Annotated in this window: 11 protein-coding genes and 1 pseudogene; 3 read left to right on the plus strand and 9 right to left on the minus strand. The window is 74.3% G+C overall.

Annotated elements, in window-relative coordinates; translation table 11 throughout:
• Window positions 1-16: 16 nt before the first annotated feature.
• The 7 genes from alc to uraH are packed head-to-tail and all read right to left on the minus strand — an operon-like array spanning window position 17 to window position 8,521.
• Window positions 17-1,102, minus strand: a complete 1,086-nt coding sequence (gene alc, locus ACN27J_RS05615) for an allantoicase (protein ID WP_421364219.1) — start codon at window positions 1,100-1,102, stop codon at window positions 17-19.
• Window positions 1,092-2,417 carry an allantoinase AllB gene (gene allB / locus ACN27J_RS05620; RefSeq protein ID WP_421364221.1) on the minus strand — a complete coding sequence of 442 codons (1,326 nt, stop codon included), beginning with the start codon at window positions 2,415-2,417 and terminating at the stop codon, window positions 1,092-1,094. Before allB ends, alc begins: the two co-directional genes overlap by 11 nt.
• Window positions 2,407-3,717 (minus strand): DUF6986 family protein, encoded by a 1,311-nt coding sequence (locus ACN27J_RS05625; RefSeq protein ID WP_421364222.1) that lies wholly within the window; start codon window positions 3,715-3,717, stop codon window positions 2,407-2,409. Before ACN27J_RS05625 ends, allB begins: the two co-directional genes overlap by 11 nt.
• Window positions 3,717-5,339: a malate synthase A gene (gene aceB / locus ACN27J_RS05630; protein ID WP_421364224.1), complete on the minus strand. Its 1,623-nt coding sequence runs from the start codon at window positions 5,337-5,339 to the stop codon at window positions 3,717-3,719. The genes ACN27J_RS05625 and aceB overlap by 1 nt, the downstream gene beginning before the upstream one ends.
• The gene (locus tag ACN27J_RS05635) at window positions 5,339-6,742 is read right to left on the minus strand and encodes an 8-oxoguanine deaminase (protein ID WP_421364226.1); all 1,404 of its coding nucleotides are present in this window, start codon (window positions 6,740-6,742) and stop codon (window positions 5,339-5,341) included. The genes aceB and ACN27J_RS05635 overlap by 1 nt, the downstream gene beginning before the upstream one ends.
• Window positions 6,736-7,596: a factor-independent urate hydroxylase gene (pucL, locus tag ACN27J_RS05640; RefSeq protein WP_421364227.1), complete on the minus strand. Its 861-nt coding sequence runs from the start codon at window positions 7,594-7,596 to the stop codon at window positions 6,736-6,738. The genes ACN27J_RS05635 and pucL overlap by 7 nt, the downstream gene beginning before the upstream one ends.
• A 4-nt stretch (window positions 7,597-7,600) precedes the next feature.
• A complete protein-coding gene (gene uraH / locus ACN27J_RS05645) occupies window positions 7,601-8,521 on the minus strand; it encodes a hydroxyisourate hydrolase (protein ID WP_421364229.1) in 921 nt (306 codons plus the stop codon).
• Between the two features lie 154 nt (window positions 8,522-8,675).
• Here uraH and ACN27J_RS05650 point away from each other — a divergent pair.
• Window positions 8,676-10,142 (plus strand): annotated as a pseudogene (locus tag ACN27J_RS05650) (PucR family transcriptional regulator); the annotation flags it as partial.
• Here the strand turns inward: ACN27J_RS05650 and ACN27J_RS05655 are convergent.
• Both ACN27J_RS05655 and ACN27J_RS05660 read right to left on the minus strand, forming a co-directional pair.
• Entirely contained in the window at window positions 10,089-11,330 is a 1,242-nt protein-coding gene (locus tag ACN27J_RS05655) for an XdhC family protein (RefSeq protein ID WP_421364231.1), read from the minus strand. The pseudogene ACN27J_RS05650 and the gene ACN27J_RS05655 overlap by 54 nt on opposite strands.
• Window positions 11,327-11,989: a nucleotidyltransferase family protein gene (locus tag ACN27J_RS05660; RefSeq protein ID WP_421364233.1), complete on the minus strand. Its 663-nt coding sequence runs from the start codon at window positions 11,987-11,989 to the stop codon at window positions 11,327-11,329. Before ACN27J_RS05660 ends, ACN27J_RS05655 begins: the two co-directional genes overlap by 4 nt.
• A 147-nt stretch (window positions 11,990-12,136) precedes the next feature.
• Between ACN27J_RS05660 and ACN27J_RS05665 the strand changes: the two genes are divergently transcribed.
• Window positions 12,137-12,973: an FAD binding domain-containing protein gene (locus ACN27J_RS05665; protein WP_421364234.1), complete on the plus strand. Its 837-nt coding sequence runs from the start codon at window positions 12,137-12,139 to the stop codon at window positions 12,971-12,973.
• Entirely contained in the window at window positions 12,970-15,705 is a 2,736-nt protein-coding gene (locus ACN27J_RS05670; RefSeq protein ID WP_421364236.1) for a molybdopterin-dependent oxidoreductase, read from the plus strand. Before ACN27J_RS05665 ends, ACN27J_RS05670 begins: the two co-directional genes overlap by 4 nt.
• Window positions 15,706-15,721: the final 16 nt, after the last annotated feature.

Genomic DNA, 15,721 nt, shown 5'->3' on the forward strand with positions numbered 1-15,721 from the left:
GCATGCCCAGGTTAGGTCAGCCGGCCGCAGCCGCCGTCCGGTATCGGGCGGCGAGGTCGGCGGCGCCGACGGTGGTGAGCCGGCCGAACAGCCGCAGCCGGGCCATCCCACCGTCGGGATGGATGTCCAGCCGGACGTGACTGACCGGGCGCGGCCGGTCCAGCCGGAATCGGTGCCGGGTGTCCGGCTGCAACGGGGTCAGCGGCAGCAGCTCGGGCCAGTCGGTGGAGTCGACGCCGGAGCCGCCGTCGAGGGCCGGGTCGGTGCCGGTGAGGTCCGTGCCGAGCAGCCGGGCCGCCGCCGGTGCGTTGCCCTTGAAGTGGCTGGTGTCCAGCTCGACGAACTCGACGACGCCGACGGCACAGAGCCGGACCTGGACCCAGTCGTTGCCGTCGTCGCGGCGGCGGGCGGTCTCCCAGCCCTCGCCCATCGTGCGGGCCGGCCCGGGTAGCAGCAGCTGCTGCGGGGATCCGTAGAACCGGTCGCTGCACGCCTCGACCCGGCCACCGTGCTCGACCGCGGCAAGGTCGAGCACCTCGGTCAGCAGATCCGGGTCGGGCACCGGCTCGCCGTATACCCGCAGCCGGGCGACCCCGCCGTCGGGAAAGATCGTCAACCGTACGTGGGTCTGCCGTGCCGGCACGTCGACCGGGACGACCAGCTGGCTGTCCCCGGCCAGCGCGGTTCGGGGCACCAGCGGTGTCCACCGCGCCGCGACGAGTTCCTGCGGCCCGGGATAGCCCAGGAGGCAGCAACCGTCCACCGCCGCGTACGGCGGGTAGTTGCCCGTGAAGTGCGCGGTGTCGATCAGCACGGCGCGGACCATCCCCGGGGCACCGAGCCTGACGATGGCGTGGTCCGCGCCGGGTAGCCGCCGGCGGCGGGTTTCCCAACCGTCGTACACCTGGCCCTTCGCCCCGAAGGTGCCGGCGGCGAAGACCGGCGGACGCGGGTCGACCAGGTTGTCGGCGGCGGCGAAGAACTCGTCGTTAGCGGCGACCACTCCCCCGCCGAGGGCACGGGACGCCAGGTCGGGCAGTCGGGTCGGGTCGGATCCGTCCGGCGGACCGGGCGGTGGCGTGGATACGTGACTACCGGTCAACGGTCCCCTCTCGCGACAACAGGCGGCCACGTGGCGCGTCCGGGGTGACCGGCGCGCCGCGCAGCCAGGTGGCCCGGACGATGCCGGTCAGGCGTCGTCCGGCGTACGGGGTGATCGGATGACGTTGCCGCAGCCGGGCGGGGTCGACGTGGTAGCTCGGTGCCGGGTCGAAGGCGACTAGGTCGGCGTCGGCGCCGACGGCGAGCCGGCCCTTGGTGGGCAGCCCCACCAGGTCGGCCGGCCTCTGGCACATCCACCGGACCACGTCGCCGAGACCGAACCCGCGCCGACGGGCCTCGGTCCAGACCGCCGGCAGCCCCATCTGCACCGAGGCGATGCCGCCCCAGGCGGCGGCGAAGTCCCCGGTGTCGGGTGCCTTCAGCGCGGGCGGGCAGGGGGAATGGTCGGAGACCACACACGAGATGGTGCCGTCGGCCAGGGCGGCCCACAGCGCGTCCTGGTTGTCGCGTTGCCGGATCGGCGGGCAGCACTTGAACTCGGTGGCCCCGTCCGGGATCTCCTCGGCGGCCAGGGTCAGGTAGTGCGGGCAGGTCTCGGCGCTGACCGGCACCCCGGCCCGCCGGGCCGCAGCCAGCACCGGTACCGCTCCGGCGGCGGACAGGTGCAGGATGTGCAGTCGGGCGCCGACCCGACGGGCGACGTCGATGGCCGCCGTCACCGCCTCGATCTCTGCGGCCGGCGGTCGGCTGGCGAGGAAGTCCCGGTAGCGGGTCGAGGAGGCGGCGGCCATGAGCTGGTCGGGTTGTTCGGCGTGCACCACGAACAGGGCGGGTACGGCCGCCAACGCGGCGGCGAGCTGACCGGTGTCCAGTGGGGGGAACTCCGGCACCCCGGAGTCGGCGAGGAACGCCTTGAACCCGAAGACCCCGGCGGCGTACAGGTCGGGCATCACCTGCTGGTTGCCGGGGACCGCGCCGCCCCAGAAGCCGACGTCGACATGGCACTGCCCGGCGGCGGCCCGCCGTTTGACGGCCAGCGCGGCCGGGTCGACGGTCGGCGGCAGGCTGTTCAACGGCATGTCGATGATGGTGGTGACTCCGCCGGAGGCGGCGGCCAGCGTGGCGGTGGCGAATCCTTCCCATTCGGTACGGCCGGGTTCGTTGACGTGCACGTGGGTGTCGACGAGTCCGGGCAGCAGCGCGACGTTGCCGAGGTCGCTGTCGACCGTCGCCGGCACGTGTTCCCGGTAGTCGGTGACGGCGACGATCCGACCGTCGCCGACGGCGATTGCGGCCGGACGCTCACCGTCGGGCAGCACCGTGCGGCGGGACCGCAGTACCAGATCAACGGGCATGGTCGGTGGGCTCCTCACCGGACGCGGTCGGTGGGTGGGCGGTCGGCGCGGCATCTCCAGCGGCGGTCGGCGCGGCATCGCGGTCGGCGGTCGGCGCTACCTCGGTGGCGCCCGGACCGGCCAGGGTAGTCAGTACGGTGCGGTCGAAACCGGCGTCGGCCGGGTCGACGGCGCCGCAGTCCAGCCCGCGCAGCAGGAAACGGGCCAGCGCCCGGGCGGTCGCCGGCTCGTCGAGGATTCCGCCGGACCGGCGGGCGAGGTAGGCGTCGAGCCGCCGGACGGTCTGCGCCCGGCCGGCACGGTAGAAGGCGTAGGTCGCCGCGAACCGGGTCGGCAACTGGTGCGGGTGCAGGTCCCAACCCTGGTAGAAGCCGCGTTCCAGGGATCTGCGGACGAGGCCGGCGTGGCGCTGCCAGGCAGACCGCACCGTCTCGGTGTCGCCGACCGGCAGGATGTTGGTGGAGCCGTCGCTGAGCGGTACCCCGGTGCCGGCGGCGGCCACCTGCATGACGGCTTTCGCGTGGTCGGAACTTGGATGGTCCATACTCAGGTAATCGGCGGCGACGCCGCAGGCGGTTCCATAGTCGTAGGTGCCGAAGTGTAGTCCGGCACACCGTCCGGCTGACTCACCGATCAGCCGGGCGACGGTCGCGGTGCCGTCGCCGGCCAGCACCGCCGCTGGCGTCTCGATCTGGATCTCGAACCGCAGCGCCCCGTCCAGCAGCCCGTACGCCTGCTCCAGCCGGAAGCAGACGTCGACCATCGCGGCGACCTGGGCCGGGTGGCTCACCTTCGGCAGGGTGACCACGAAACCGTCGGGCGGCCCAGCGCAGGCGTCCAGAAAAAGGTCGAGGCTGCGCACCGCCCGCCGCCGGGTGGCCGCCTCCAGAGACTTGATCCGAACCCCGACGTGGGGTGGGCCGACGCCGGCGGCCCGTGCCTCGGTCAGCGCGCGCGCCGCGGCCCGCAGGTCGGCGTCCTCAGTGGCGTCGTCGCGTACGCCGTACCCGTCCTCGACGTCGATGCGCAGGTCCTCGACCGGCTCGCGGGCCAGTTTGGCGCGGACCCGTCGGTCCAGTTCGGCCGGGTACGGTGCCGGCGGGTGGGCGTCCAGCGCGGCCAACGCGGCCGCGCCCCAGGTCGGCACCAGATCGGCGGTGATCCGGTCGGCGGGCACGTACACGGTGTGCACCGGCTGGCGCCCCGGCGTCTCGCCCGGGTAGCGGGCCCGCAGCGCGGCGTCGACGTCGGCGAGCCGGTCGTCCAACGCGGCGTACACCGCCGGGTCGAGCCGGGCCATCAGTCGATCAGCCGGTACGCCGGCAGGGTCAGAAAGTCGACGTAGTCGGCACCGAGAGCGACCTCCTCGAACAACGCCCGGGCCTGCGGGAACCGGCTCGCCGCCCAGTCCGGTTCGGTCAGCGCGGCGCGGATCGCCGCGAGTTCGGCGTCGCCGATGGCCCGGACCAGGTCGGCGGTCACCAGGGTGCCGTCGGGCAGCCGTACCCCGTTGCGGATCCACTGCCAGATCTGCGACCGGGAGATTTCGGCGGTGGCCGCGTCCTCCATCAGGTTGTCGATCGCCACCGCGCCGTTGCCGCGCAGCCAGGCCTCCAGGTAGCGCACCGCGACGGCGACGTTCGCGCGCAGCCCGGCCTCGGTCACGGCACCGCCGGTGGCGGCGACGTCCAGTAGCTGCGCGGCGGTGACCGCCACGTCCGGGCGTTGCCGGTCGAGCTGGTTGGGCCGGTCGCCGAGGACCTCGTCGAAGACCTCCCGGCAGGCCGGCACCAGGTCGGGGTGGGCGACCCAGGACCCGTCGAAGCCGTCGGCGGCCTCCCGACGTTTGTCGGCCCGGACCTGGTCGACGGCGCGCGCGGTGACGTCGGCGTCCCGCCGGTTGGGGATGAACGCCGACATGCCGCCGATCGCCATCGCGCCCCGCCGGTGGCAGGTGGCGACCAGCAGTTCGGTGTAGGCGCGCATGAACGGCGCGGTCATGGTGACCGCCGCGCGGTCCGGCAGCACGAACCGCTCGCCGGCGTCACGGAAGTTCTTGATGATGCTGAACAGGTAGTCCCACCGACCGGCGTTGAGCCCGGCGGCGTACGGGCCGAGCGCCCACAGGATCTCGTCCATCTCGAACGCGGCGGTGATGGTCTCGATCAGTACGGTGGCCCGGATGCTTCCGGCCGGCAGGCCGAGCGCCTGCTCGGTGTGAACGAACACGTCGTGCCACAGCGCTGCCTCCTCGTGGCTCTCCGTCTTGGCCAGGTAGAGGTAGGGGCCGCTGCCCCGGCGCAGCAGTTCGGCGGCGTTGTGGAAAAGGTAGAGACCGGCGTCGACCAGCGCGCCGACGGCCGGCGCGCCGTCGATGACGAGGTGCCGCTCGTCGAGGTGCCAGCCACGGGGCCGGACCACGATGGTCGGGTACGGTCCCGGGCCGAGCCGGTATATCTTCGACTCGGTCCGCAGCTCGATGGTGCGCCGCACGGCGTCGGCGAGGTTGCGTTGCCCGTCGATCACGTTCGCCCAGTGCGGGGTGTTCGCGTCCTCCAGGTCGGCCAACCAGACCCGGGCACCGGAGTTCAACGCGTTGACGGTCATCTTCCGGTCGGTGGGCCCGGTGATCTCGACCCGCCGGTCGGCCAGGTCGGGCGGGGGCGGCGGCACCGTCCAGCTGCCGGCCCGCACCTGCGCGGTGTCGGGGCGGAAGTCCAACCGGCCGGTGCGGGCGATGTCGGCCCGGCGGCGACCACGGGCGGCGAGCAGCTCGGCCCGCCGGCCGGCGAACCGGCGGTGCAGTCCGGTGAGGAAGGCCACCGCGTCGCCGGTCAGCACGTCCCCGGTGGCCGCCGGCCGGCCGGCCGGGGCCGAAACGGTCACGGCGGCTGGCGGCGGGTCGACCTGGCTGCGGGGCATCAGAGGTCACTCCTGTTCGATGGGACCGGGGACATCAGGGTCCGGTGCGTACGGGCGGCCTCGCGGGCCAGGTCGGCGGCGTCGGCGGTACGCAGCTCGCCGCGTTCGACGACCGGCCGGCCGCCGACCAGCAGCAGCTCCACCGGGGCGGGTGGGCCGAGCACCAGCGCGGCGACCGGGTCGTCGATGCCGGCGTGGCCCAGCCCGTCGACCCGCCACAGCGCGACGTCGGCGAGCTTGCCCACCTCCAGCGAGCCGATCTCGGCCGCCCGGCCCAGGCAACGTGCGCCGCCGATGGTGCCCAGCGCGAGGGCGTCGCGGGCGGTCAGCGCGGCGGGTCCGCCGCGCAGCCGGGCCGCGTACAGCGACTGGCGCAGCTCCGCACCGAGGTGGCCGACCTCCTGACTGGCGGCACCGTCGACACCCAGGCCGACCGGTACGCCGGCGGCGAGCAGGTCGGTCACCCGGGCGGTGCCGGCCCCGAGCCGGGCGTTCGAGCTGGGACAGTGCGCGACGCCGGTGCCGGTGGCGCCGAGCCGGGTCACCGCCGCGTCGTCGAGGTGTACGCCGTGCGCCAGCCACACGTCGTCGCCGAGCCAGCCGAGCTGTTCGGCGTACTGCACCGGGGTGCAGCCGTGCGTGGTCCGGCAGTACTCCTCCTCCTCGACGGTCTCGGCGAGGTGGGTGTGCAGCCGGACCCCCCGGCGACGGGCCAGTTCGGCCGACTCGCGCATCAGCCGGGGGGTGACCGAGAACGGCGAGCAGGGGGCGACGGCGACCCGCAGCATCGACTCCGGCGCCGGGTCGTGCCAGCGGTCGATCGCCGCCTCGGTGGCGGCCAGCGCGGCGTCCGTGTCCTCCACCGTGGAGTCCGGGGGCAGCCCACCGGCCGACCGGCCGAGGTCCATCGAACCCCGGCAGGGATGGAACCGCAGCCCGATCCGGCGCGCGGCGGCGATCTCGGCGGCGAACAGGTCACCGGCGTCGCGGGGGAAGACGTAGTGGTGGTCGGTGCTGGTGGTGCAGCCGGACAGCGCCAGCCAGCCGAGGTTGGCCGCGGCGGCGGCGTGCACCGTGTCGGCGTCCATCCGCGACCAGACCGGGTAGAGGGTGGTCAGCCAGCCGAACAGGTTCTGCTGCTGGGCCAGGCCACGGGTGGCCCACTGGTAGAGGTGGTGGTGGGTGTTGACCAGGCCGGGGGTGGCCAGGCAGCCGGCGCCGTCGACCCGGCGTACCCGGCGCTGGTCCCCGCCGGTGAGCGTGTCGAGCAGGTCGGCGGGCACGTCGCCGGGGCCGACGGCGGCGATCCGGCCGTCGTCGCCGACGACGAGATGCCCGTCACGGTGCTCGGTGCCGGCGGCGTCGACCGTGGCGACGGCCGCGCCGGTGACGACGATCACCACTGCCCCAGCTCCGGCGGCGCGTCGTCGCGGGTGACGGTGCCCTCGATCAGCCCGTACGGTCGGTCGGCTGCGACGAAGACGCTGTTCGGGTTGTCCAGGTCGAACGGACTCAGGTCGACCAGCAGGTGGTGCTTGTTCGGCAGGGCCAGCCGCACCTCCACCACGTCGGGCCGGTCGGTCAGCACCCGCTCACCCATCGCGTACAGCGTCTGCTGCAGGGACCGGCTGTAGGTGCTGACGAACGCGTCGACCAGTGCCTGCCGTACGGCCGTGTGGGCGGCGTCGAAGCCGCCGGGTGGCGCGGTGCCGGCGTAGCGCCACCGGGCGTCCACGGCGGTGGCGAGGATCCGGTCGTCGGTCTCCGGCAGGGTGGTGTACGGGTCAACGACGTAGCCCCGGAATTCCGAGTCGGTGGAGTTGAGCAGGACCAGGTCGGACAGGCCGGCGATCACCTCCGCCCGGTCGCCGTCGTAGCGGACCGTGGCGGTACGGGTGGACCCGCCGTCGCGTTCGAACGAGTGCGACCCGAGCCGTCGCCAGTCGTACTGCTCGATGTCGACGCGGGCCCGGGTGATGCCGGGCTGGCTGTCCACGAAGTGCCGGGCCAGCAGCAGGGCGAAGTCCTCGGCGCTGGCGATACCGTGGCGACGGGCGAACGCGTACACCGTGTTCTTCTGCGTGTCGGTCGGCAGCACCTGGCTGTTGTCGCCGGTGAGGTGGGTGGCCGCGAGGTCACCGGCGAGCGCGACGGAGACGTTGAGGTCGCGCAGGCTGTGCCGGTCGCCGTCGCGGTCCACCCGGACCACCCGGGTCTGTGCCTTGCCGTACCGGTTCGGCCCCAGAACGATTCCCATCCGGTCAGCTCCCTCGGTAGGTGGTGTAGCCGTACGGGCTCAGCAGCAGCGGTACGTGGTGGTGGCGGGCGGTGTCGCGGACGGTGAACACCACCGGGATCTCGGGGTAGAAGGCGTCCGCCCCGAGTCGGTCGGCCACGTCGAACACCAGCCGGTACGTCCCGGCGGCCCAGCCGGCGCCCGGCACCCAGTCACGCAGCCGGCCGTCGGCGTCGGTGTGTCCGGTGGCGACGGTGCGCCAGCCGTCGACCGGGTCGGCGGCGTCGAGCCGCACGGCGATGCCGGCCGCCGGGGTTCCGGTGGTGGTGTCCAGCACGTGGCTGGACAGCGGCGCCGGCGCGGCGATGTCGTCGACCAGCCGGCCCAGGCGCAGCGCGGCGATGTCGCCGAGCTCGGTGCGGACCACGCCCTGCTCGGTGTCCGGGTCGTGGTGCAGCCGCTGCCGGGCGGCGGCCACCAGTTCGGCGGCGCCGCGGCCGTTGGCGAAGATCAGGAAGCGGTACCCGAACCGCTGCTCGTAGGCGTCGTTGGCGGCCGCCAGGTCGGCCGCGACGGCTGCGCCGGCCCGGTCGGCGGCGGAGCCGTCCGTGCCGGAGCCGTCGGTGCCGGCGTCGTCGGTGCCGGAGCCGTCGGTGGCGGAAGCGGCCGTCGCCGCCGCCTGCTCACGACGGGACCACTCGGCGTCCCGGCCGGTGCCGGTGGGCGGCCGCCCGATCCGCGGGTGGGCGGCGACCGCGCCGACCACCTCCGGCCAGGGCAACGCCCCGATCCGTGCCCGCGCGGCGGCGGTCAACGCCGCCCGGTCGGCGTACGGCCGGTCGGCCGTCACCGCGGCGGCCCAGCCGGGCGCGGCGCAGCAACTCAGCAGCAGTTCCCGCACGTCATCGGCGGGCAACGTGTTGAACACGTCGAGTCCGCGGTCCAATCCGGTCCCCTTTCGCTGGGCAGCAGCAGTCAAGCAGTTGCGGCGAGCCGGCCGGTAGCGGCGCAGGGACCAAAGACGAAACATCGTCACCGTACGGTTTTGGAGGTTCATCCAATCACCGTGACCGGAGGCGACCCCTGTGCTGCTGGCCGACGTGCTCGACAAGGCCCATCTGAAGCTGGTGCCGCTGACCGGCGACGACGGTCGGGACCGCACCGTCGGCCGGGTCAACGTCATCGACCTGCCCGACCCGGGCCGCTATGTGTCCACCGCAGACCTGGTGCTCACCGGCCTGATGTGGCACCGGGGGCCGGCCGATTCCGAGGTCTTCGTCGCGGCGCTGGCCGCCGCCGGGGTGACCGCGCTGGGCGCGGGTGAGGCGCTGCACGGCAGCGTGCCCGGCGACCTGGTCGCCGCCTGCCGCCGGCACCGGCTACCGCTGTTCGAGGTGCCCGCCGACGTGTCGTTCCGCGACATCATCGACGACGTTCACCCGACCCTGTGGGCGCAGCGGGCCAGCTCGCTGGCGGCGGTGCTGGGCCGGCAGCGCGGACTGGTCGCCGCGATGGCCGCCGGCGCCCGGCTGACCGATCTGCTGCCGACCGTCGCCGCAGCGATCGACACCGACTGCTGGACGTTGACCACCAGCGGCCGGGTGGTGGCCGGAACGGCCGAGCTGGCCGATCCGGTCGCCGACGCGCTGAGCCGCGCCTTCCTGACCGCGCAGCGGCTGCCCGCGACGGTGACGGTCGATGGTGCGCGGTTCTCCGTGTTCGGGGTGCCCGGCCGGGCCGAGCACCGGCTGGCTGCCTGGTTGGTGGCCTGCCGTGGCGCGCTCGACACGCTGCCCGGCACGGTCGACGAGCTGACCAGCGTGGTGGCGCTGGAGCGAGCGCACCTGGACGAGGCCGCCCGGGTGGAGGCACGGTTGGCCGGTCAGCTGCGGGCGGCGCTGCGGGCGCCGGGGGACCTCGCCGGGCTGCGGGCCGCGCTGCTGGCCGCCCGACTCGACCCGGACGCCACGTTCGTCGCGGTCGCCGCCACGCTGGACGGGATGCGCGCACCGGCGACGCTGACCGTCGCCGTGGTCGACGAGTTCCTCAGCCGGCTGGCACCCGACCGGGCGGTCGCCGTCCTCGAACCCGACCTGCCCTCGGGGGCGCTCGCCGTGCTTGCGCTGACACCGCAGGCGGCCGGCACCATCGGTTCGGCGCTGGTCGCCGCCGCCGACCGGATGGCGCCGGGGCTGCGCGGCGGCCGGCTCATCCTCGGCGTCTCCGCCGCCGGCGTGGGTGCCGCCGGGCTGGGCGGGGCGGTCGAGGAGGCGCTGCACGCGCATCGGTCCGCCACCGGCACCGCGACCGGCCCGGTCAGTGTGGTGGCCGCCGGTGAGCTGGCGTCGCATTCGCTGCTGCTGGCCGGGGTGCCGGCCGGCACCCGGCAGGGGTTCCGTGGCCGGCTGCTCGGTCCGGTCGAGGAGTACGACCGGGCCCACCACGCCGACCTGCTGCGTACGCTGTCGGCTTTTCTCGACTGTGACGGATCGTGGAGCCGCTGCGCGCAACGGCTACATGTGCACGTCAACACCTTGCGGTACCGGATCGGCCGGATCGAGCAGTTGACCGGCCGGGACCTCGGTCGGTTCGAGGACCGGGTGGACTTCTTCCTGGCGTTGCGGCTCACCGCCGGCTGACCCGTGCGCCGCAGGCCCGTACTCCGCCGGATGGATCGAGCCCCGGCCGCCGGTCAGCCGTCCGCCGTCGCGGCCGCTGCGGGCCGCGACTATCTCGGCGGCGATGCTGACCGCGGTCTCCTCCGGGGTCACCGCCCCCAGGTCCAGCCCGATCGGCGCGGACAGCCGGGTCAACGCGGCCGGCGGCACCCCGACGGCACGCAGCCGGGCCGCCCGGTCGGCGGCGCTGCGCCGGGATCCCATCGCCCCGATGTAGGCCAGCGGCAGGTCGAGCGCGGTCCGCAGCAGCGGTACGTCGAACTTCGGATCGTGGGTGAGTACGCAGAGCACCGTACGCGCGTCGACCCGACCGGCAGCGGCCTCGGCGCTCAGATAGCGGTGCGGCCAGTCGACGACCACGTCGTCGGCGTCCGGGAACCGCTGCCGGGTGGTGAAGACCGCCCGGGCGTCGCAGACGGTCACCCGGTAGCCGAGGAACCGGCCCTGCCGGACGAGCGCGGCGGTGAATTCGGTCGCCCCGCAGATGATCATCCGGGGCGGTGGCAGGATACCGAGGACCAGCAGGGTGGTGCCGGCGGCGGGCTGGGCGAGCGTGGTCCGCCCGGTGTCCAGCGCCGGGCGGGCGGCCCGGACCGCCGCCGCGTCCAGCGTCGGACCGCCGAGCGAACCCCACTGACCGTCGGCGTCGACCAGCAGCCAACGGCCCCGGCTGGCCGGCGGCCCGGTGAGGCAGGTGACGACCGCGACCGGGCGGGCGGCCCGGGTCGCCGCATGCAGCCGGTCGAGCTGCGGCACGCTGTCGCGGTCCACCCGCTGCACGTACACCTCGATGGTGCCGCCGCAGGTGAGACCGGGGTCGAAGAGCTCGTCGCCGGTGTCGCCGAAGCGCGCCAGCCGCCCCTCGCCGGTGTCCAGCACGGTACGGCACAGCTGGTAGATGGCGGCCTCGACGCAGCCGGCCGAGACGCTTCCGGTGACCGTACCGTCCGGGGCGACGAGCATGCTGGTGCCCGGTGGCCGGGGTGCGCTACCGGCGGTGGCGGTCACCGTCGCGACGGCCACCTGCTCACCGGCGTACCACCAGCGCATCGCCTCGTCGAGGACCGGCCCGATCATCCGGTCGCCACCGTCCGGGCCGATGCACCGCCGGACCCGCTGCCCTCGATGAGCCGGTCGAGGCCGGCGAACCGGTCGGGCTCCGGGAACCGTGCCAGGTCGCCGGGCCGGTCCAGGTCGGTCGGGTCGGCCACGTCGCCGCACGGCACCAGACGCAGCTGGTCGGGGTGGGCCCGCAGATAGTCGCGGGCGCCGGTGTCACCGGTCGCCGACGCCGCCACCGCCGTCCAGTGTGCCCGACCCAGCACCACGGGATGCCCCGGCCGCCCGTCGACGTAGCTGGCCGCAGCCAGCGTCCGCCGATCGGCGCCGGCCGCCACCCGGCGGACCGCCGCTGGACCGATCCCCGGCATGTCGACCAGCAGGACGACCGCGGCGTCCGCCTGGCCGGCGCCCACCGCCGCCAGGCCGACCCGCAACGACGAACCCATCCCGGTGGCCCAGTCCGGGTTGACCGCCGGCACGGCACCGGCCAGGTCGGCACTCGTACACACCGCGTCGGCCGCCGCGCCGAGCACCACGATCACCGGCCGGCAGCCGGCCGAGCGCAGCGTCTCGACGGCCCGGGACACCAACGGGGTCCCGTTGAGACGGACCAGCGCCTTGGGCCGACCGTAGCGGTGGCCGGCGCCGGCGGCGAGGACGATTCCGGCAAGCACCCGTCAACGATGGGCAGCGGCTGATCACCCGGTCAAGGCGCCCGGGTACGCCTTGGAGGTTCGTCCAACCACCCGGCTGATCGGCGGGTCGGGATTGTGTTCCGCCGTCATTGTCCGGGCCGACGGCGGCGACGGACGATGCGGACCGTGGATCTGCATACCGTCTCCGACGTGATCGCCGCCGACGCCGACGCCTGGCGCCCCGGCGACCGCTGGCTCGCCGGCGGCAGCTACCTGTTCTCGCAACCTCAGCCCGGGGTGCGCCGGCTGCGTGACCTGACCCGGCTACGCTGGCCGTCGATCCGGATCGATTACGACGGGCTGGAGATCGCCGCCACCTGCACCGTCGCCGAGCTCGCCCGGTTCGCCCCGCCGCCCGGCTGGAATCGGGTGACGGAGCTGGTCGCCGGCTGCTGCGACGCGTTCCTCGCCTCCCGCAAGATCTGGAACGTGGCGACCGTCGGCGGCAACATCTGCGCGGCGCTGCCGGCCGGTCCGATGACGTCGCTGGCGGTGGCGACCCGGGCCGAGTACCTGCTCACCGACCTGGCCGGCGGGCAGCGCCGGGTGCCCGCCGACGGATTCATCCGCGACGTCGGTGCGACGGTGCTCGACACCGGCGAGTACCTGCGCAGCGTCCGGCTGCCGGCCGCCGCCGCTCGGGCCCGGTACGCGATGCGCCGGGCGTCGCTGTTCCGGCACGGCCGGTCGGCGGCGCTGGTCATCGGCTCGGTCGATCAGGACACCGGCGGATGGACGATGTCGGTGACCGCGGCCACCCGCCGCCCGGTGGTGCTGTCGCTGCCGGCCGCACCGACCGGGCCCGAGCTGCTGGACCGGGTCGACGCCGGATGCGCCGCCGCTGGCTGGGTCGACGACGTGCACGGCCTGCCGCGCTGGCGGCGGCACCGCACGCTACGGATGGCCGAACAGGTCCGGGCCGAACTGGCCACGGCCGGCGCCGACGGCGAGGACGGCCGGTGAACGTCGTGGTGAACGGCACCGCCGCCGCCGGGGAGCCGGCCGCCGGCCAGTGCCTGCGCACGTTCCTACGCGACCAGGGCTGGTACGGCGTGAAGAAGGGCTGTGACGCCGGGGACTGCGGGGCGTGCACCGTACACGTCGACGGAGTCCCGGTGCACAGCTGTGTCTACCCGGCGGTACGGGCCGAGGGCCGGTCGGTGACCACGGTCGAAGGACTGGCCGACGGCGACACGCTGCACCCGGTGCAGCAGCGGTTTCTCGACGCGCAGGGATTCCAGTGCGGGTTCTGCACCGCCGGGCTGGTGATGACGGTGGCCGCGCTCGACGGCGACCAGCACGCTGACCTGCCGCGCGCGCTGAAAGGCAACCTGTGCCGGTGCACCGGCTACCGGGCGATCCGCGACGCGCTCGACGGGGTACGGCACGTGACCGGCACCGCCGACGGCGGCCCTGGCTGCCCGGCGGTCGGCGGCAACGTGGCCGCCCCGGCCGCCCGGCAGATCGTCACCGGCACCGCCCGATTCACCTTCGACGTCGACGTTCCCGGGCTGACCCACCTGAAGCTGGTCCGCTCGACGGTGCCGCACGCCCGGATCGTCGACGTCGACACCGACGACGCGATGCGGGTACCCGGGGTTCTGGCGGTACTCACCCACCGCGACTGCCCCGACCTGCGGTACTCGACGGCCCAGCATGAGAACCCGCGCGAGGACCCTGCCGACACCCGGCTCCTTGACGACGTGGTCCGCTTCGTCGGACAGCGGGTGGCGGCGGTGGTCGCCGAGACCGAGGCGGCCGCCGAGACAGCCGCCAACCTGGTCCGGGTCAGCTACCAGCCGCTGCCGGCGGTGTTCGACCCGGCGGCGGCGATGCTCCCGGGCGCGCCCGTCCTGCACGACCTGGATCCGGCGGTCAGCGGCATCGCCCGGCCAGTGGACAACGTGGCCGGTGAGGTGCACGGTGAGATCGGCGACGTCGACCGGGCGCTGGCTGACGCCGACGAGGTCTTCACCGCGACGTTCCGTACCCAACGGGTGCAGCACGCCCACCTGGAGACGCACGGAGCGGTGGCCTGGCCGGAGCCGGACGGCGGGCTGACCGTACGGTCCAGCACCCAGACGCCGTACCTGACCCGCCGGGCGCTGGCCCGGCTGTTCGGCCTGCCGGTCGAGAAGGTCCGGGTGGTCGCCGGCCGGGTCGGCGGCGGATTCGGCGGCAAGCAGGAGATGCTCGTCGAGGACGTGACGGCGCTGGCCGCGCTGCGCACCGGACGACCGGTGAAACTGGAGTTCACCAGGGCCGAGCAGTTCACCGCGGCGACCACCCGGCATCCGTTCCGGACCCGGGTGACGGTGGCGGGGCGCCGCGACGGGACGCTGACCGCGATCCGGCTGCATGTCGTCGCGGACACCGGCGCGTACGGCAACCACGGCCCGGCGGTGCTGGCACACGGCTGCAGCGAATCGGTGGCCCTCTACCGGTGTGCGAACAAGCAGGTCGACGGTTGGTCGGTCTACACCAACACGGTGCCGGCCGGCGCGTTCCGCGGCTACGGGCTGGGGCAGGTGTCGTTCGCGGTGGAGTCCGCCGTGGACGAGCTGGCCCGCCGGCTCGGGTTCGATCCGATCGCGTTCCGCGCCCGCAACGTGATCGGCCCGCAGGATCCGCTGGTCACCCCGGTCGGGCACGACGACACCGTACGGGTGCACAGCTACGGCCTGGACCAGTGCCTGGAGCTGATTCAGCGGGCTCGGGACGAGAACCGGCATGCGGACGCCGGAGCCGGCTGGCTGGTCGGCGACGGCATGGCGGTGGCGATGATCGCCACCGGACCACCGGGCGGTCACCACGGCCGGGCCCGGGTCACCCTCGACACCGACGGCGGCTACCAGCTGGACATCGGGATGGCCGAGTTCGGCAACGGGTCGACCACCGTGCACCGGCAGTTGGTCGCCGACGCGCTGGCCACCACCGTGGACCGGATACGGATCCGGCAGTCGGACACCGCGCTGGTCGGTCACGACACCGGTGCGTTCGCCTCGACCGGCACCGTGGTGGCCGGCGCCGCCGCCCAGCTGGCCGCGCTCGCACTGCGGGACGTACTGGTTGACGCCGCCGCGCGGGCGACTGGCGTCGACCGGCGGGAGTGCCGGGTGGACGCGACAACGGTGCGGTGCGCCGGCCGGCGGATCGATCTGGTCGACCTGGCCCGGGCCGCGTCGACGGCCGGCCGGCCGCTCACCGCCGAGGGGCACGCCGACGGAGCGCACCGCTCGGTGGCCTTCGACGCGCACTGGTTCCGGGTAGCGGTCGACCCGGACAGCGGGGAGATCCGAATCCTGCGCAGCGTGCACAGCGCGGACGCCGGCACGGTGCTCAACCCGATGCAGTGCCGGGGGCAGGTGGAAGGTGGGGTGGCGCAGGCACTCGGTGCCGCCCTCACCGAACATGTGGACATCGACGACCAGGGTCGGGTGACCACCGACGACTTCCGCAGCTACCACCTGCCGACCTATGCCGACGTGCCGCTCACCGAGGTGCTGTTCGCCCGAACCAGCGATCCGCTCGGGCCGGCGGGCGCGAAGTCGATGAGCGAGAGCCCGTTCAATCCGGTGGCCGCCGCGCTGGCGAACGCGCTGCGGGACGCGACCGGAGTCCGCTTCACCGATCTGCCGCTCACCCGGGACCGGGTGTGGGACCGACTGCAGCGCGGCCGGGCCGGCGGCGAGTAACGACGAAGGAAGAAAG

Source organism: Solwaraspora sp. WMMB762 (assembly GCF_049179115.1).
Classification (GTDB): Bacteria; Actinomycetota; Actinomycetes; order Mycobacteriales; family Micromonosporaceae; genus Micromonospora_E.

Bases quoted from the DNA above. Each gene is read 5' to 3' on its own strand.
- allB (WP_421364221.1), bottom strand. From the start codon at position 2,417: ATGCCCGTTGATCTGGTACTGCGGTCCCGCCGCACGGTGCTGCCCGAC.
- ACN27J_RS05625 (WP_421364222.1), bottom strand. From the start codon at position 3,717: ATGGCCCGGCTCGACCCGGCGGTGTACGCCGCGTTGGACGACCGGCTC.
- aceB (WP_421364224.1), bottom strand. From the start codon at position 5,339: ATGCCCCGCAGCCAGGTCGACCCGCCGCCAGCCGCCGTGACCGTTTCG.
- pucL (WP_421364227.1), bottom strand. From the start codon at position 7,596: ATGGGAATCGTTCTGGGGCCGAACCGGTACGGCAAGGCACAGACCCGG.
- ACN27J_RS05655 (WP_421364231.1), bottom strand. From the start codon at position 11,330: ATGATCGGGCCGGTCCTCGACGAGGCGATGCGCTGGTGGTACGCCGGT.